The sequence below is a fragment of the Mycolicibacterium lutetiense genome, from assembly GCF_017876775.1.
GTDB classification, from domain to species: domain Bacteria; phylum Actinomycetota; class Actinomycetes; order Mycobacteriales; family Mycobacteriaceae; genus Mycobacterium; species Mycobacterium lutetiense.
This window is the reverse complement of sequence record NZ_JAGIOP010000002.1, coordinates 2,530,446-2,546,730: the sequence shown is the minus strand read 5'-3', so window position 1 is coordinate 2,546,730 and position 16,285 is coordinate 2,530,446. Positions and strand designations below refer to the sequence as shown.

The window sequence follows — 16,285 nt, the reverse complement described above, 5'->3', positions numbered from 1 at the left end:
GTGTGATGCGGGCGTCGGGGCCGACGTGCTATTCGGGAACGAAGTCGACGCTTTCGAGCCGCTCCAGCGCGCGGCCGTCGGTGAGTTCCATTCGGCGCTCCGGATGCAGCCAATAATGGCGCACCATCCAATACAGGGCAGCGCCGCCGGGAGCGTAGATGTTCGCGTTCTCGACGACGACCGGCCGATGGTCCTTCCGGATGAGGCAGATGGGCCGCCGCGAGTTGCGATGCGGTGGGACATCGGTGATATCGACGATGTCGTCCCAGAACTCACGATGTGAGCGTGAGCCATCGACATAGGTGATGCTGTCCGGGCCGACACACAGACTTGCCGCTCGGCCCTTCACGAGGAACCACCCGATGCCGATCACCGTGATGATCAGGAGCACCGCCATGATCGTGATGGCATCTCCCGGGCTCTCGGGATTCATGAAAGGCAGGTCGTCTCGCTCCCGCGCGCAGACGAGGTAGAGCACCGAGGTGAGCAAGAAACTGATCGCGGTGATCCCCATGCACCACCGCCCCGCGGGGCTGGTCTCAAGCGTGGTGCCGGCCTCCGTCGATACCCCGCGCAACCTGGTCGTCCCCACGAAGCCGAGCGCGCTGCCCAGCAGCGTGCCCCAGACGGTGACGGCGAAACCGGCGGCGATCAAGGCGTAGACATCGTCGTCGCCCTCCAGTGCGCTGAGCGTGATGGCGACGCAGTACACGCCCATCCCGCCGATCATCACGAAAGCCATGACGATCAGGGCAGTCCGGTTCTTCCAATTCTCCGGCTGCCGAATCTCGTTCACCGCGAATATGTCTCGGTCAGAACCCCTTCGACGAACTCGGTGGACATGGTGCCCTCGGTGGTGTCGGCGGGCAAGGACCGGTGATAGCGCGCCATCAGGTCATCGGCAGGTAGCGCCGACGCGTCCCAGCGGTGTTCGGCGAGCCAGTCGGGGACGTAGGTGCGGTCCTCGATGAACCACAATTGTTCCGGGTCCGGCATGTCGTCGCCCGCCTCGGCGGCCTGGGCCCGCATCTGTTCGATGCGCTCACGGCGGCGTGCCAGGTGCTCTTCGGAGAAGAACCCGTCACCGAAGGCCTCGACGGCGATCCGGCTGTCCCGCGCCGACAGTTCGGTGATGCGCTCGAACAGCAGGTCCTGCGCCTCGGCGGGCAGGTAGGGCAGCAAGCCCTCGACCGACCATGCCGTCGGCTCAGTGGCATCGAAACCCGCGTCCTGCAAAGCTTGCGGCCAATCCTGACGCAGATCGATCGGCACCGCGACATGCCTGGCCTTCGGCGCTACCCGATGCGCGGCCAGGACCTCCTCCTTGAACTGCAGCACCTGCGGCTGGTCGATCTCGAACACCACACTGTCGTGGAGCCAGGGCAACCGCCAGGCCCGGGCATCCAGCCCGGCCGCCAGGATCACCGACTGGCGGATACCCGCCGCGCCTGCCGCGATGAAGAACTCGTCGAACCACTTGGTTCGGGAAGCGGCGTAATTACCGATGGCGCGGATCCGCTGGGCCATCGCGCCCGCAGGCGGACGCCAACCCTGAGCCGCCGCGGCATCGAGAAACAGCTGCGCACACGGGTCGGTGAACAACGGGGATTCCGAGGCGGTTTCCTCGGCGCGTGCCATTGCCACCCCGAGTGCGGTGGCACCCACACTCTCGGTGATATCCCAGCTGTCGTCGTCAGTTCTGGTCATCGCTGTCAGTCTCCCCGAACTCGGCCATCTCATCGCGGGTCAGCAGATCATCGCGAATGTTCTGCTCCTGATACGCCAACTGTCCGACGCGATTGGCGATCACCGGTGCGGTGATCAAGGTGAACAACCCGGTGAGGATCACCATGCCGATATCGGCGTTGCCGCGCAGTCGGATCGCCGCACCCGCCAGCACCAGCAGCAGGCCGAGTACCTGCGGTTTGGTAGCCGCGTGCATGCGGGACAGGGTGTCGGGAAATCGGACCACTCCGATGGCTGCCGTCAACGACAGAAACGACCCGGAGAGGATCAGCACTGCGGTCACGATGTCGAGGACGTTCATCGCTGCCCCCGCCGTAGCCGTGGCCGCGGGTCGTCGCGGTCGGGCACGCGGAACCGGGCCACGCTCACCGATCCGACGAAGCTGATCAATGCCAGCGCGGTCAGGCTGTAGGTGACCGTGGTGTCGAGACTGAAGGCCGCCCAGGTGCCGATGCCGCACATCGTCACGGCGATCAGGGTGTCCAGGGCGACCAGTCGGTCCAGCGTGCTGGGCCCGGCCAGCACGCGAAACATCGTGATGGTGGCCGCGGCAGTCAGCATGACTGCGGCAATGATCCAGACAGTGGTCATGTGTGGCCCGCCTCCCGCTCGGCCGACGGCTTCCAATCGCTCTCCCGCTCGAAGGCCGCCACCAGCATCCGCTGGACCTGCTCGACCTGACGGTAGAACCGCTGCACCGTGCGCTCCGATCCGACATCAATGACGTGGATGTAGAGAATCCGGCGGGCCTGGTCGATCTCCAGCACGATCGATCCCGGAATCACGTTGAAGATGTTGACGGCCAGGGCCAGAACCAGATCCGATTTCAGCGCGGGCACGTTTGCGCGCAGGACCGCCACCAGTGGTGGCGGGCCCGGCCGGATCGCCATCCAGGCCACCTGATACGAAGACAGCAGAAGGTAATAGGCCACCAGCACAACAAGTTTCAGCAGTGACAGCGGATGGAGCCTGCCTTCGACGGGCACCGAGGGTAACGGCAACAGCACGGTGATAACCACCGCGACGATCAGCCCGCTGGCCACGTTGGCGACCGTGACATGGCCCCACAACAGAACCCAGACCAACATCAGGAACAACAACAGCCAGGTCCGCAGCGCGAGATGTCTCAGCTGCGGTCTCTTCTTCGCTCGAGCGCTCATCGGTGTCCGGTGCCTCCCAGGACCGCCGAGACATACTGTCCCCGGTCGAGCACCTCGGCGGCCGAGCGTTCGGTGTAGGCGAAGATCGGTGCGGCGGCGACGGTCAGCGCCAATCCCACGGCGATCAGCGCAGCCGTCGGCACCAACATGCCCGCGGGCATCCGTCCCACACTGTCGCGGTCGGCGTACTCGATGTCCTCGATGTCGTCGAGCAGCACCGCAGGCGCCGCCCCGGCCAGGTGTCCTTCGGGAGCGTCGGCCCGGGCCCGCCAGAACGCCTTCGTCCACACCCGGGCCACCACGTACAGCGTCAGGAGGCTGGTGACGACGCCGCCGGCGACCAGCGTCCACGCCAGCGCCGACCCGTTCTCGGCGCCGGCCTCCATCAGCGCCACCTTGCCGATGAAGCCCGAGAACGGCGGGATACCACCCAGATTGAGTGCCGGGACGACGAACACGAACGCCAGCACCGGGCTGGCCGCGGCCAGCCCACCGAGCCGGTTCAAGGTGGACGCCCCGGCCTGACGTTCGATCAGTCCGACCACCAGGAACAGCGTGGTCTGCACGATGATGTGGTGGGCGACGTAATAGATCGCACCGGCCATTCCCAGCTGGTTTCCCAGCGCGACCCCGAACACCATGTAGCCGATGTGGCTGACCAACGTGAACGACAGCAACCGCTTGATGTCACTCTGTGCGATGGCACCCAGGATGCCGATGACCATCGTCAGCAGACCGGCCACCAGCAGTACCGCGTCGAGGCTGCCACCGGGGAACAACAACGCGTGGGCCCGGATGATCGCGTACACGCCGACTTTCGTCAGCAAACCGGCGAACACCGCAGTCACCGGTGCCGGCGCCGTCGGGTACGAGTCGGGCAGCCACGTCGACAGCGGGAACACCGCCGCCTTGATGCCGAACGCCACCAGCAGCACCGAGAACAGCGCATTGCGGGTGCCGGCGGGCACATCGTCGAGGCGCAGGGCCAGCTCCGCCAGGTTCAGTGTGCCGGTGGCGGCGTACACCAGGGCGATACCGATCAGGAAGATCAGCGACGACACCATCGACACCATCACGTACGAGATGCCGGCCCGGACCCGTTCCTCACTGGCACCGATGGTCAGCAGCACGAAGCTCGCGGACAGCAACACCTCGAAACCGACGAACAGGTTGAAGAGGTCCCCGGCCAGGAACGCCGTGCAGACACCGGCCGACAGCACCAGGTAGGTGGGCATGAAGATCGACACGGGTTGGCGTTCGTCGCCGTCCCGGATGCCCTGCCCGATGGCGTAGGCGACCACCGCCAACAGCACGATCGCCGACACCAGCAGCATCAGGGCCGAGAGTCGGTCGACGACGAGGGTGATGCCCAGCGGCCCCATGCCCGGCACGGTCTGCCCCCAGCCGCCGACATGCAACACCATGGTGCCGTCGCGGTCGGCCAGATAGACCAGCGCCGCACACACCGCGACGACGGCGACCAGCGCGAGCTGGGTGATGAGCCGCTGCAACTGCGGACGACGACCGGCGACGAGTGTGAGGGCCGCGGCCAGCGCCGGGATCAGTACCGGCAACGGGATCAACGCCTGGGCGGTCATTTCGAACCCTCGAATCCGGGCAGCGCATCGAGTTCGTCGGGTGCGTCGGTGTCGCGGCCGATGTCGGCCTGGGGAATCTCGGCGCCAGTGCCTGATTCGAGATCGTCGGCGTCGCGCTGCTGCGAGACGCGGGTGTCCTCGGGGTCGTTGCTGACCTCTTCGACGGTGGTCAGTCGGTAGGACCGGTACGCCAGCGCCAGGACGAACGCCGCGATGCCCATGCTGATGACGATTGCCGTCAAGATCATGCCCTGTGCCAGCGGGTCAGCCGTGGTGGTGGCGCCATTGCTGGTGCGCCCGCGGATCGGCGGATTGCCGCCTGCCCCGCCGACGGTCAGAATCAGCAGGTTGACCGCGTTGCCGACCAACAACAGGCCCAACAGCATTCGGGTCAGGTTGCGCTCGAGCAGCAGGTACACCCCGGCGCTGGTCAGACCGCCGATGAGGATCAGCGGAATCAGGACGGCCGTCATCGCGCCACCACCTTCGAGGTTGCGGGAGCACCGGCCGTTTCCACGTCCACCCGCGCACCGAGGCTGCGCAGCACGTCGAGCACCAGACCGACCACGATGAGGTACACACCGAGGTCGAAGAACAGCGCGGTCACGAGCTTGACGTGGCCGAACACCGGAATGTCGAACTGCAGCACCGCCGAGGACAGTGCGGGCGCACCCAGCAGGATCGAGGCGACGGCCGTCCCCGCGGACAGTCCCAGCCCGGTGCCCAGGATCTTGCCCGCATCCAGCGGCAGCGTCTCGCCGAGCTCGTAACGCCCGCCGGCCAGATAACGCAACACCAGCGCCAGGCCGGCGGTGAGCCCGCCGGCGAATCCGCCGCCGGGCGTGTTGTGCCCGGCGAAGAAGAAGTAGGCCGACAGCACCATGATGAGCGGGAAGATCATGCGGGTGGCGACTTCCAGCACCAGCGACCGGTACCGCGGATCGCGCATTTCCGAGCCGCGCAGCCAGGTGACGTCGCCGATCGCCGGGCTGTAGGCGCCGACCGGTCCGATGTCTGGCTGCCCGGCGGCCGTGCTCATCCGGGGGGCAGCGCCGAACCGGCGGTGCCGGAACACCAGTGAAGCCACGCCGGTCGCGGCGACGAGCAGCACCATGATCTCGCCCATGGTGTCCCAGGCCCGGATGTCGACCAACAGCACGTTGACAGTGTTGGCGCCGTGCCCGCGGTAGTAGGCGGCATCCGGCAGCAGCTCGGCGATGCCCGCGCCGGTGCGGGCAGCCATCGCGTAGACGGTCAGGGTGGTGACGGCGGCGCCGACCGCCAGGGCCAGCAGTGCCCGCGGAATGCGGTGGCTGTTGATCTTGGCGGCGTCGGACTCGGCCGGCAGCGTCCGCAGCACCAGCACGAAGATCACCAAAACCAGTGTCTCGACGAGGAATTGGGTCAGTGCCAGATCAGGTGCGCCGTGGAAGGCGAAGATCGCGCCGCATCCGTAGCCGGTCACACCGACCAACAGCACCGCGGCCAGACGGTTGCGCATCATCGTCGCGCCGATCGCGGCAGCCAGCATCAGCAACCCGACCACCACGACCAGCGGCGAATCCCACAGCGCGAAACCCGGCCGGTCGCGGGGGCCGAGGACCAACGTCGCGACCGGCAACGCGACGAGCGTGCACAGGATCACCGATTGCGTGGCCGGCAGCGAGCCTCGCTGCGTCGACCCGGTCAGCCGCAGCGAAAGTACGTCCAGGCCCCGGATGGTGGCGTCGTACATACGGTCGGCGTTGCCCAGCGGCTGGTAGGAGAACCGGGCCCGGGGCAACCGGTTCCGCGCGAAGAACACGGCGGTACCGATCGTCAGCACGACGGCCGAGAGCAGGAGCGGAAGACCCGGCCCGTGCCACAGTGCCAGGTGGTAGCCCGACCCGCCGGGCAGGGTGTTGGCGTATTCGTCCAGCACCGCGTCTATTCCGGCGGGCCACAAGCCGAAGGCCAGGCCGGCGATGGCTAGGAGGGCCGGTGCGGCCAGGAAAGTGGCTGAGGGACGGTGCATTTCGGCAACTCGAGTGCTGGGTTGCGACTCTCCCTTGGCGGCGAATGCGCCCCACAGGAACCGCAGGCTGTAAATGGTGGTGAACACCGAGCCGATCACGATGCAGGCCAACACATATGGTGCGGCGGCACCGAGAGCGGGGCTGTGCGCCACCGTCTCCAGGTCGGCCTCCTTGGCGATGAACCCGAAGAACGGGGGCAGGGCCGCCATGCTCGCGGTGGCCCCGACCGCGATGGCGAACAACGGCCGGTGGTGGCGGCCCAGCCCGGCCAGCCTGCGGATGTCGCGGGTGCCGGTGGCGTGGTCGATCACGCCGACCACCATGAACAGCGCCGCCTTGAACATCGCGTGCGCGCACAACATGGCCAGCCCGGCCAGCATCATGTCGCTGCCACCCGCGCCGACCATCACGGTGATCAGGCCCAACTGGCTCACCGTGCCGAACGCCAGGATCAGTTTCAGGTCGTATTCGCGTACCGCACGCCAACCGGCCAGGATCATGGTTGTCAGGCCCAGGCCCACCACCATGGGACGCCAGAACGAGGTGTCGGCAAACCCGGGCGTCATTCGGGCCACCAGGTAGACCCCGGCCTTCACCATGGCTGCGGCGTGCAGATAGGCGCTCACCGGGGTGGGCGCGGCCATGGCGCCCGGCAGCCAGAAGTGGAGCGGCACGATGGCCGATTTCGACAGGGCGCCGACGAGGACCAGCGCCACCCCGACCGCGGCGGCCGTCCCGGTCGGGGGAGCGGCGATCAACTCGGACAGCAGGTAGGTGCCGGCCATGTTTCCCAGCACGACGATGCCGACCAGCATGGCCAGGCCGCCGAACGTGGTGACCAACAGGGCCTGGGTGGCGGCCCGGCGACTGGTGGCCCGCTCGGCGTAGTGGCCCACGAGCAGGAACGACAGGACCGTCGTGGTTTCCCAGAAGATGTAGAGAATCAGCATGTTGTCGCTGATCACCAGGCCGAACATGGACCCGGAAAAAGCGACCAGCTCGGCCGCGAAGCTGGGCAGCCGTTTCTCGATCCGGCCGTCGTGGTGGTGGAAGTACTCGCCGCAATAGAAAATCACGACAGCACCTACCGCGAGGACCAGCACACTCATGATCGCCGCGAGGGAGTCGAAGCGCAGCGTGATGTCCATCGACAACCCGTCGACCCACGGGATGTTCACGGTGGGGACCCGCTCATCGGTGGGCCAGTTCAGGGCGACCCAGACCAGCGAGCCCAACGGGACGAGTGCCAGCGGATAGAACGCCATCCGTCCCCATTTGGCCACCAGAAGCGGCGCCAGCGCGGTGGCGACCGCGTGGGCGAGCAGAACGGCAAGCATGGCACTCCGATCGGGTTGGGGTCGGGGTGTCGGTTACCGATGAGCGCTTTCGCGAAGAGCATCGGCATGAGTGGTCATGGCTTTTCGCGCATTCTACGTGGGCCGTTGTGGCGACCGTCAGCCTGCAGAGGCTCGGCGCGCTATGGAGGTGCGCACTCAGAAGTACCGCAGCCAGACATACACCCAGGCCAGGGCGGTACTGAGGGCAGTGACCACGATGCCGTAGCGGGTGAACCGCCAGAAGCTGATCGGATGCCCGGCCCGCTTGGCGATGCCGATGGCCACCACATTGGCACTGGCCGCAATGGCGGTGCCGTTGCCGCTGAAGCAGGCGCCGAGTGCGAACGCCCACCACAGCGCCTGGCCGGTCTGTGCGTCCGGGGCCTGCGCCACCATGTTCTCCACCACCGGCGTCATCGTCGCGGTGTAGGGAATGTTGTCGACAAAGGCGCCGACCACCGATGAGCCGAACAACAGCGCCGTGGCCGCGCCGAACCAGTTGTCACCGAATGCCGATTCGGCCACTGAGCCGAGCGCACCGATGACCCCGGTGTGGACCAACCCGGCGACCATCACGAACAGGCCCATGAAGAAGACCAGCGTGGGCCACTCCACCTCGGGCAGCACCTCGGCCACGTCGATGTCGGTGACCAGCAGCATCGCCCCGGCCCCCAGCAGCGCCACGATGGACGGCGCCACCTGCAACACCGAATGGAGTGCGAACCCGACGATCACCACGTTGAGCACCAGCAGCGAACGGATCAGCAGGCGTTTGTCCTTGATGGCGCGGCGTTCCTGCAGGGCCATCACCTCATCGACGTGCATCTGGTCGGCACGCAGGTCCTTGCGGAACAGGAACCGGGTGAACAGCACGAACAGGGCGAAGATGATGATGACGATCGGCGCCATGTGGACCAGGAAGTCGTTGAATGTCAGGCCCGCGCGGCTGCCGATGATGATGTTCGGCGGATCCCCGATCAGGGTGGCGGCGCCCCCGATGTTGGAGGCCAGCACCTCCGCGATCAGATAGGGCTGCGGTGCGATGCGCAGCCGGTCGCAGATCACCAGGGTCACCGGTGCGATCAGCAGGATGATGGTCACGTTGTCGAGCACCGGCGAGGCGAACGCCGTGATGGCCATCAACATGACCATCAGCCGGAACGGATTGCCGCGAGAACGCTTGGCGGCCCAGATCGCGAGGAAGTCGAAAAGCCCGGTCTGTTTGATGACGCCGACGATCACCATCATCCCGAGCAGCAGGAAGATGACGTTCCAGTCGATGCCCTGGTGTTCGGAGTGGAACACCTCGGCGCCGGGGATCAACCCGAGCAGGGCCATCAGGCCGGCGGCGACCAGGACGGTCTTGACCTTGTCGGCTCTCTCGGTGGCGATGAACCAGAAGGCGACGACGAAGATCGTCAGCGCCAGGAAGGGGGCGAGCGAAGCGACGGGGAGCAGGCCAGTAGCCAACATGGCCCGAGCGATCAGTCGCCGGGACCGGAGACCGCGAGGCTGGTCAGTAGCCGCTCGAGCGTGACTGCTCCGGTGAGCCGTCCGCTGCGGTCGACGACGGCGATCAGTGGGCTGCGCCTGTTGGCCATCACCGTGGCGATCTCCAACAATGTCGCGTCGGGCGTCACGGTTGCCGGCTTGGTTGCAGGCCCCGGGAGACAGTCACCGACCGTGAGCTTGCCCGGTCCGTGCCAGAACAGGTCGGCGTGAATCTCGTCGACAGTGCGAACCAATGCGGGGTCATCCTGGTAGGACTCGGGAATCGCCAGACGCAACACCTGAGTCCCCGGCAGCACCGCCACCGGACGGTCGTCATCGTCGACCACCACCAGGCCCGGAAGCCGGTTGACCACCATCAGCTGGACGGCTTTCGAGACCGGGTCATCGATCCGTACCGTCGGTAGGTGGGCGGCGATTTCATGTGCCTGCATGAGCTCGTTCCAATGCGTCGCTAGTGTCATCGTCCTCGTTCTCCGATCAATCGGGACGGCTGTGCGCAATGCCGGTGCGAGCTGGCGGTCCGATGTCGTCTCGGCTCCGGTGGTGGCTGCCAGTGTGTGTGACTGGCGCGCCGGTGACCATCGGGGCTGACACCCATTCGGCGGGGGGTGTTGCCTGTATGGACAACAGCACTGGTCGCAGGTCACGCTGGTGGGGTGAAACCGGCGCGCTCCCCGGCGGCCGCGTTGTTCCGTCGGGTGTTCCTGATCAACGGGTTGATCTTCACGCTGGGCACCCTGATCCTCGCGCTGTCCCCGGCCTCGGTGTCCTCACGGATAAGACTCACCGAAATCCCAGTTTTGGTCGTAGGTTTGGCGATTATCCTCACAGCCAACGCGCTACTCCTGAGATCCAGTCTTGCCCCATTGGATCGGCTCGCCGCGTCAATGCGGCGAGTCGATCCGCCCAAGCGCAGCGACCGGGTCGACGACCGTGGCAGCGGCGATCTCCAGCACCTGATCGAATCGTTCAACGCCATGCTCGATCGGCTGGAGAACGAACGCACCACCGCCAGCGCGTCGGCGCTGGCCGCTCAGGAGAATGAACGTCAGCGCATCGCACGGGAATTGCACGATGAGATCGGACAGACCCTGACCGTCGCGCTGCTGACGCTCAAGCGCGCCGTCGACCGGTCCCCGGAATTCATTCAGGCCGAACTCGCCGATGCCCAGGAGATCGTGCGGGCCAGCCTCGACGAGGTACGGGACATCGCGCGACGGCTGCGCCCGGATGCGCTGGAGGACCTCGGTTTGCACAGTGCGCTGAACGCCCTGTGCAACGACTTTGCCCAGGCATCCGGTATCGCGGTGGTCAAACACATTGCACCGCAATCGGTCCGGTTGAAGCCTGACGTCGAGCTGGTGTGCTATCGGATCGCCCAGGAGGGCCTGACCAATGTGGCGCGACACTCCGGCGCCCGAAAGGTATGGGTGGATCTGCACACCGGAGAAGGTGAACTCACGCTGCGGGTTGCCGACGACGGCCACGGCGGTATCGCCACCGAACCGATGCGGGAGGGGGCGGGCATCAACGGAATGCGTGAGCGGGCGCTGCTGGTGAATGCCACGTTGAGCATCAGCTCACCGCAGGACGGCGGCACCGAAGTGCGGCTGGTGATTCCGGTACGGGGCACCTGAATGGTGGCTCGCATCCTGCTCGCCGACGATCACGCGCTGGTCCGCAGCGGGCTGCGGATGATCATCGATGCCGAATCCGATCTGCAGGTGGTGGCCGAGGCCGCCGACGGGTCCGAGGCGCTGACCGCTCTGGAAACGACCCCGGTGGACCTGGCGATCCTCGATATCGCCATGCCACGGATGACGGGTCTGCAGGCCGCGCGGGAGATCAACCGAACCCATCCGAACGTGCGGATCCTCATCCTGTCGATGTACGACAACGAGCAGTACTTCTTCGAGGCGCTCAAGGCCGGGGCATCGGGCTACGTGCTGAAGTCGGTGGCCGACCGCGATCTGCTCGAGGCATGCCGGGCGACCATGCGGGGGGAGCCGTTCCTCTACGCGGGCGCGGTGACGGCCCTGATCCGCGATTACCTGCACCGGTCACGGCAGGGCGGTGAGTTGCCGGACACCATCCTCACGCCGCGCGAGGAGGAGGTGCTCAAGCTGATCGCCGAGGGCTACTCGACCCGGGAGATCGCGGCGACGCTGACGATCAGCGCCAAGACCGTTGACCGGCACCGGACCAACATCCTGGCCAAACTCGGCCTGCGGGACCGGCTGGCGCTGACGCGCTATGCGATCCGTGCCGGGCTCATCGAACCGTGAGTCAAGATCGGAATGGCATGGGACGCAACGCCGATGCCCCAGCCCATGATGGGCCAGACCGGCCAGAAGTACCAGCCACCACCGCCGAACCCGACGGCCAGCCAGATGCCGAGCATCAGGAGTGAGCCTGCGACATAGGCCGCCAGGTGGATCTTGACGCTCAGCCGGGCGGCCCGCTGCTGGGCGGCGTGCCGGCGGGGATCGTGACGCCGTAGTCGGCTGACGGGAAGGTCGGCAACCAGTCGGCGCAGCTCGTCGGCGGTCTGCGCCTGGAATGTCGACTGCAGACGATCCTCGTACTCGGGCATCGTCAGGTAGCCCTGGGTGAGTGCCTGGCCGAGGTCATTCGCGGTTCGTGCGCGTTCCCGGTCGCCGGCGCGGGCGGTTTCAACGGTGTGTAGGGCAGTGTCGGCCATCTCAACTCCCGTGAATCTAGTCAATGACAAGTTGAACTATGCCACCGGAACTTGTCACCGTCAAGATATTGATGTGGTGGTCTCTTGTTCGGCCAACTCACGCAGGGTGAGCAGCTGTTTGCGCATCATCACCAGGTCGCCCAGTGCCAGGGCCCAGCTGATGATGCGCGGGCCGCCGAAGCGGACTCGCACGTGCAATCGGGTGTTCTCGGCGTGGTCATGAACGGCGTAGGTGACGGCGACGTTCCCGGATTGCAGCGTGATGTGCTCGTCTCTGGCGAACGAGTGCAGCGTGAAGATCTGCATGAAACGTTGGCCGGTGTGGAGCTGGGTCAGCTCCGGGTCGCGGGTGCGCGGACTGCGTCGGCCGAAATTGTCGAGGAGGTCGTAGCTGTAGGGGGCGATGCGCAGCTGGCACAGCCAGCCGAACACGGTCGCCGGCGGGGCGTCGATGGTGATCGCGCGGTCTGCTGATATCGCGGCGTTTGGGGTCAGTGTGTCGCAGGCCAGCGGCGCGGCGCGTTCGTCGGCGGTCGCGCCCCAGTTCAGGATCACGCCGTCACGCTTGGCCGTGGACGCAAGTGTCCGGCAATGCGTTTGAGTGTCTGACGGACCGCGATCGCGTGGCCGCCCGAACCGATCACCAGTGCGCGGTAGATCTTTCCGTGGATGCCTGGGAAGGCCGCCCAGGTTTGTGACCGCACCCGGGTGCGATGCGGGCCGAGCTCGTCCAGTTCGAAGATCCACTCGTAGATCGAGAAGGGGTGGCGGCCCTTGAGGACCAGGCGTTGGCGCGGCGTGCGCTCGCCGATGGCGAACCCGAACGGGGCGCGCGGTTCGGCCGGGTCGCCGCACAACGTGCGCAGGACGGCGGCCCATGTCGTGGCGGCGTCGGCGTCGACGGTTATGGCATGCTCGTCGATATAGGGTAAGCGTTCCATATAGAAGGACTGTACTAGATCATGGCGCCTCCGCGGAAGCATGAAACCGACGCGATTTTGGATGCGACGCGGGAGCTGGTGCTCGCCGAAGGGCCAAGGGCCGCAAGCGTTGCAGCAATTGCCAAGGTCAGTGGGGCTCCGGCGGGCACGCTGTATCACCGGTTCGGCAATCGCAATGGGGTCCTGACGGCGGCCTGGCTGCGGGCGCTGGAGCGGTTTCAATCCCGCGCGATGGCGGCGACCGGGGACGGCGTGGTGGAGGCGGCGGTGGCGATGGGTGTCGCTGCGGTGGGCTTCGCCCGTGAGGTGCCCGAGGACGCCCGGTTTCTGCTGACCATCCGGCCCAGCGACCTGCTCGACGGCGCACCCGACGCAGAATTCACCGCGACGCTGGCGACGATGAACGCGCCACTGATCGAGCGGCTACGCGAACTGGCCCGCGGTATCTACGGCAACGACGACGCCCGCACTATGGATGCCATGTCGCGAGCCGTCGTCGACCTGCCCTATGCGATGGTGCGGCGGCACGCCAACGACGCCGAGCTGCCGGTATGGATGGAAGAAGACCTGGCTGATTCCATCCGTAAGCTGTTGAGCGTGAACACGATCGTTGCAGCCAGCCGGGAGGTCGACGCGCCGGCGGAGGTCATCTTCGAGTTGATTGCCGACCCAGCCCAGCAGCCCCGCTGGGACGGCAATGAGAATCTGGCCGAGGCTCCGACCGGACAGCGGGTCCGCGCGGTCGGAGACATCTTCACCATGACGATCAAGCAAGGTGGCGACCGCGAGAACCGCATCGTCGAGTTCGAGGAAAGCCGGCGTATCGCCTGGCGGCCGTCGGAGGTCGGTAAAGAGCCGCCCGGTCACCTGTGGCGCTGGGAGCTGGAACCGTTGGGCGACAACCGAACTCTGGTCACCCACACCTACGACTGGTCACAGCTGACCGACCAGAAGCGCCTCGTCCGGGCCCGCGCCACCACCGCGGACAAGCTGCAGGCGTCGATCGACCGATTGGCCGCACTCGCCGAGACCTAGCGGTCGGCCGATAATTTCACCGCCCGGCGGCGAACTCCCGCAACGATGCCACCTGCTCCGCATCCAATGATGGCCGCACGGTCTCGCGCGCTTTGGCGACATCGGCCGCGGTGACGTCGGCCGCATCGATCGAGCGGCGCATCGCCGTCAAGGCCGCCTCCCGCAGCAGCGCCACACAGTCGGCCGCACTGTAGCCGTCCAACTCGGAAGCCAGGGCATCGAGATCGACGTCAGGGGCCAGCGGGATGGATTTTCCTGCGGTACGCAGAATCTCGCGACGCGCTTCGGCATCGGGCGGTTCGACGAACACCAGCCGCTCCAGCCGGCCCGGCCGCAGCAGCGCGGGGTCGATGAGGTCGGGACGGTTGGTCGCGCCCAACACCACCACGTCGCGCATCGGTTCGATACCGTCGAGTTCGGTCAGCAGGGCAGCCACCACGCGGTCGGTCACCCCGGAATCGAAACTCTGCCCACGTCGCGGAGCCAGCGCATCGATCTCATCGAGAAACACCAGCGACGGTGCCGAATCCCTGGCCCGGGCGAACAGCTCACGCACGGCCTTCTCCGACGAGCCGACCCATTTGTCCATCAGCTCAGCACCTTTGACCGCGTGCACGGAGAGCTTCCCCGAGCTGGCCAGGGCCCGCACCACGAAGGTCTTGCCGCAACCGGGCGGACCGTACAACAGCACACCGCGTGGGGGTTCCACACCGAGGCGCTGGAACGTATCCGGATGCTGCAGCGGCCACAACACCGCCTCGGTGAGTGCCTGTTTGGTCTCGACCATGTCGCCGACGTCGTCGAGCGTCACCGAGCCGACCGACACCTCCCGGGACGCCGACCTCGACAGCGGGCGGATCACCGTCAACGCCCCGGTCAGATCCTCCTGCCACAGCACCGGCTCGTTGCCGTCGGCGCTGGCCCGCGAAGCAGCCCGCAGAGCGCCCTCACGAACCACGGCGGCCAGGTCGGCAACCACGAAGCCCGGTGTGCGGTCGGCAATCTCGCCGAGATTCAGCTCAGCGGACGGAACTCCCCGCAGCAGCACCTCCAGCAGGGCCTTGCGGGTGGCGCCATCGGGCAGCGTCAGGGCGAGCTCGCGGTCGCACAGATCCGGCGCCCGCAGCCGGGGATCCACCCCGACGGGCACCGCCGACGTCGCGACGAACGCCACGCCGCGGGTGGCGACGGCCTCACGCAGCTCACCGATGATCAGGGCGGCGACCGGTTCGGGAGTCCGGTCGGCGGGGGCGGCCGGCAACAGTGCGTCGACATCGGAGATCAGCAGGACGCCGCCGTCGTCGCGCACGGTAGCGACCGCAGCGGACACGCGACTCAGCCGGTCGTCGGCGGCCAGCGCCCCCACTTCCGGGCCATCGAGCTCCACCAGCCGCCGCTCGGCACACACCGTCCGCACCATGGTGGCCTTGCCGACACCGGCCGGACCGGTCACCAGGACGCCGAGATTCGGTGCCGCACCCAGGGTTTCGAGGAGCTGGGGTTCATCGAGTGACAGCTTGAGCCATTCGGTGAGCTTGCCGGCCTGGGTGTGGGAACCCTTCAGATCGTCGAAGCTGACAGCAGGCTCGGCCCGGGCAGGGCTGACCGTGTGTGCGCCGGTTGAATCCGACGGCCCGGGCAAGTCGCCCTCGAGGCCCGACCCCCACGACACCACCGAATTCGGTTGAATGCTCACCGGTCCGGCCGGATCGACACCGGTCACCGTCAGCAGTTCCGAGGTCCAGGTGATGCCCACCGAAGAGCCCAGCGCCGCAGTGGCCGCCGACGTCGAGGTGCCCGGACCTAGATCGCGGGGCAGCAGCGACACCGTGTCGCCGACCGTCATCACCTTGCCCAGCAGCGCCTGGCGCAGCGTCGCCGATGAGATCGATTCGGTCGCCAGCTTGGACCCGGTCACCGTGACCGCGCGGGCGCCGTACACCGTCACCGGCGCCACGATCACCGTGGTGTTCTCCCGCACCCCGGCGTTGGACAGCGTCACGTCGTCGAGCAGGGCGGTCCCGGTCGGGGTGCCGCGGGGGGCAACGCCGACGACGGCGGCAGTAGTGCGGGATCCGGTAAGTGACACGGCATCCCACTCGCGGATTCCGAGGGCGGCGATCGCCTCGGGATGCAGCCGGACCACCCCGCGACGTGAGTCGAGCGCCGAGGTGTTCAGCCGCGCAGTCAGGCGCAGATGTCCGAGTGCTGGTTCGTCGTCCACCTCGATCTGCGACACG

Annotated in this window: 17 protein-coding genes and 1 pseudogene; 4 read left to right on the top strand and 14 right to left on the bottom strand. The window is 66.9% G+C overall.

The features are described 5' to 3' along the window. Positions 1-28: 28 nt before the first annotated feature. From JOF57_RS21525 to JOF57_RS21480, 10 genes are all read right to left on the bottom strand, one after another. Positions 29-796, bottom strand: coding sequence for a hypothetical protein (locus JOF57_RS21525; RefSeq protein ID WP_209919830.1), 768 nt, complete (start codon positions 794-796; stop codon positions 29-31). Then, the gene (locus JOF57_RS21520; protein ID WP_209919828.1) at positions 793-1,707 is read right to left on the bottom strand and encodes an SAM-dependent methyltransferase; all 915 of its coding nucleotides are present in this window, start codon (positions 1,705-1,707) and stop codon (positions 793-795) included. Before JOF57_RS21520 ends, JOF57_RS21525 begins: the two co-directional genes overlap by 4 nt. Beyond that, positions 1,694-2,047 (bottom strand): monovalent cation/H(+) antiporter subunit G, encoded by a 354-nt coding sequence (mnhG, locus tag JOF57_RS21515; protein ID WP_209919826.1) that lies wholly within the window; start codon positions 2,045-2,047, stop codon positions 1,694-1,696. The genes JOF57_RS21520 and mnhG overlap by 14 nt, the downstream gene beginning before the upstream one ends. Next, positions 2,044-2,337 (bottom strand): monovalent cation/H+ antiporter complex subunit F, encoded by a 294-nt coding sequence (locus tag JOF57_RS21510; RefSeq protein WP_209919824.1) that lies wholly within the window; start codon positions 2,335-2,337, stop codon positions 2,044-2,046. Before JOF57_RS21510 ends, mnhG begins: the two co-directional genes overlap by 4 nt. After that, complete coding sequence (locus JOF57_RS21505) at positions 2,334-2,876, bottom strand: Na+/H+ antiporter subunit E (protein ID WP_209923585.1); 543 nt, start codon at positions 2,874-2,876, stop codon at positions 2,334-2,336. The genes JOF57_RS21510 and JOF57_RS21505 overlap by 4 nt, the downstream gene beginning before the upstream one ends. Positions 2,877-2,902: 26 nt before the next feature. Beyond that, on the bottom strand, positions 2,903-4,504 hold the full coding sequence (locus JOF57_RS21500) for a Na+/H+ antiporter subunit D (RefSeq protein ID WP_209919813.1): 1,602 nt from the start codon (positions 4,502-4,504) through the stop codon (positions 2,903-2,905). Beyond that, a complete protein-coding gene (locus JOF57_RS21495; protein WP_209919811.1) occupies positions 4,501-4,977 on the bottom strand; it encodes a Na(+)/H(+) antiporter subunit C in 477 nt (158 codons plus the stop codon). Before JOF57_RS21495 ends, JOF57_RS21500 begins: the two co-directional genes overlap by 4 nt. Then, the gene (locus JOF57_RS21490) at positions 4,974-7,856 is read right to left on the bottom strand and encodes a Na+/H+ antiporter subunit A (protein WP_209919809.1); all 2,883 of its coding nucleotides are present in this window, start codon (positions 7,854-7,856) and stop codon (positions 4,974-4,976) included. Before JOF57_RS21490 ends, JOF57_RS21495 begins: the two co-directional genes overlap by 4 nt. Before the next feature lie 156 nt (positions 7,857-8,012). Beyond that, the gene (locus tag JOF57_RS21485; RefSeq protein WP_209919807.1) at positions 8,013-9,329 is read right to left on the bottom strand and encodes an ArsB/NhaD family transporter; all 1,317 of its coding nucleotides are present in this window, start codon (positions 9,327-9,329) and stop codon (positions 8,013-8,015) included. Between the two features lie 11 nt (positions 9,330-9,340). Then, positions 9,341-9,829, bottom strand: coding sequence for a CBS domain-containing protein (locus tag JOF57_RS21480; RefSeq protein WP_234938206.1), 489 nt, complete (start codon positions 9,827-9,829; stop codon positions 9,341-9,343). Positions 9,830-10,024: 195 nt separating this feature from the next. Between JOF57_RS21480 and JOF57_RS21475 the strand changes: the two genes are divergently transcribed. Further along, positions 10,025-11,005 (top strand): sensor histidine kinase, encoded by a 981-nt coding sequence (locus JOF57_RS21475; RefSeq protein WP_209919805.1) that lies wholly within the window; start codon positions 10,025-10,027, stop codon positions 11,003-11,005. Continuing rightward, a complete protein-coding gene (locus JOF57_RS21470) occupies positions 11,006-11,653 on the top strand; it encodes a response regulator (RefSeq protein ID WP_209919803.1) in 648 nt (215 codons plus the stop codon). On the opposite strand, the gene JOF57_RS21465 is transcribed toward JOF57_RS21470, so the two are convergent. From JOF57_RS21465 to JOF57_RS21455, 3 genes are read right to left on the bottom strand one after another with little or no spacing between them, the layout of a single operon-like run. Continuing rightward, positions 11,620-12,069, bottom strand: coding sequence for a DUF1707 domain-containing protein (locus JOF57_RS21465; RefSeq protein WP_209919801.1), 450 nt, complete (start codon positions 12,067-12,069; stop codon positions 11,620-11,622). The two genes, JOF57_RS21470 and JOF57_RS21465, sit on opposite strands and share 34 nt — an antisense overlap. Before the next feature lie 60 nt (positions 12,070-12,129). Continuing rightward, the gene (locus tag JOF57_RS21460; RefSeq protein WP_209919799.1) at positions 12,130-12,624 is read right to left on the bottom strand and encodes a hypothetical protein; all 495 of its coding nucleotides are present in this window, start codon (positions 12,622-12,624) and stop codon (positions 12,130-12,132) included. Beyond that, positions 12,621-13,010, bottom strand: a complete 390-nt coding sequence (locus JOF57_RS21455) for a hypothetical protein (RefSeq protein WP_209919797.1) — start codon at positions 13,008-13,010, stop codon at positions 12,621-12,623. The genes JOF57_RS21460 and JOF57_RS21455 overlap by 4 nt, the downstream gene beginning before the upstream one ends. A 21-nt stretch (positions 13,011-13,031) precedes the next feature. Here JOF57_RS21455 and JOF57_RS31050 point away from each other — a divergent pair. Both JOF57_RS31050 and JOF57_RS31045 read left to right on the top strand, forming a co-directional pair. After that, positions 13,032-13,607: pseudogene (locus JOF57_RS31050) on the top strand (TetR/AcrR family transcriptional regulator); the annotation flags it as partial. 9 nt (positions 13,608-13,616) lie between these two features. Next, positions 13,617-14,045, top strand: coding sequence for an SRPBCC family protein (locus JOF57_RS31045; protein WP_307870136.1), 429 nt, complete (start codon positions 13,617-13,619; stop codon positions 14,043-14,045). A 16-nt stretch (positions 14,046-14,061) separates the two neighbouring features. On the opposite strand, the gene JOF57_RS21445 is transcribed toward JOF57_RS31045, so the two are convergent. Next, positions 14,062-16,284 (bottom strand): AAA family ATPase, encoded by a 2,223-nt coding sequence (locus JOF57_RS21445; RefSeq protein WP_307870068.1) that lies wholly within the window; start codon positions 16,282-16,284, stop codon positions 14,062-14,064. Between the last annotated feature and the right edge of the window lies 1 nt (position 16,285).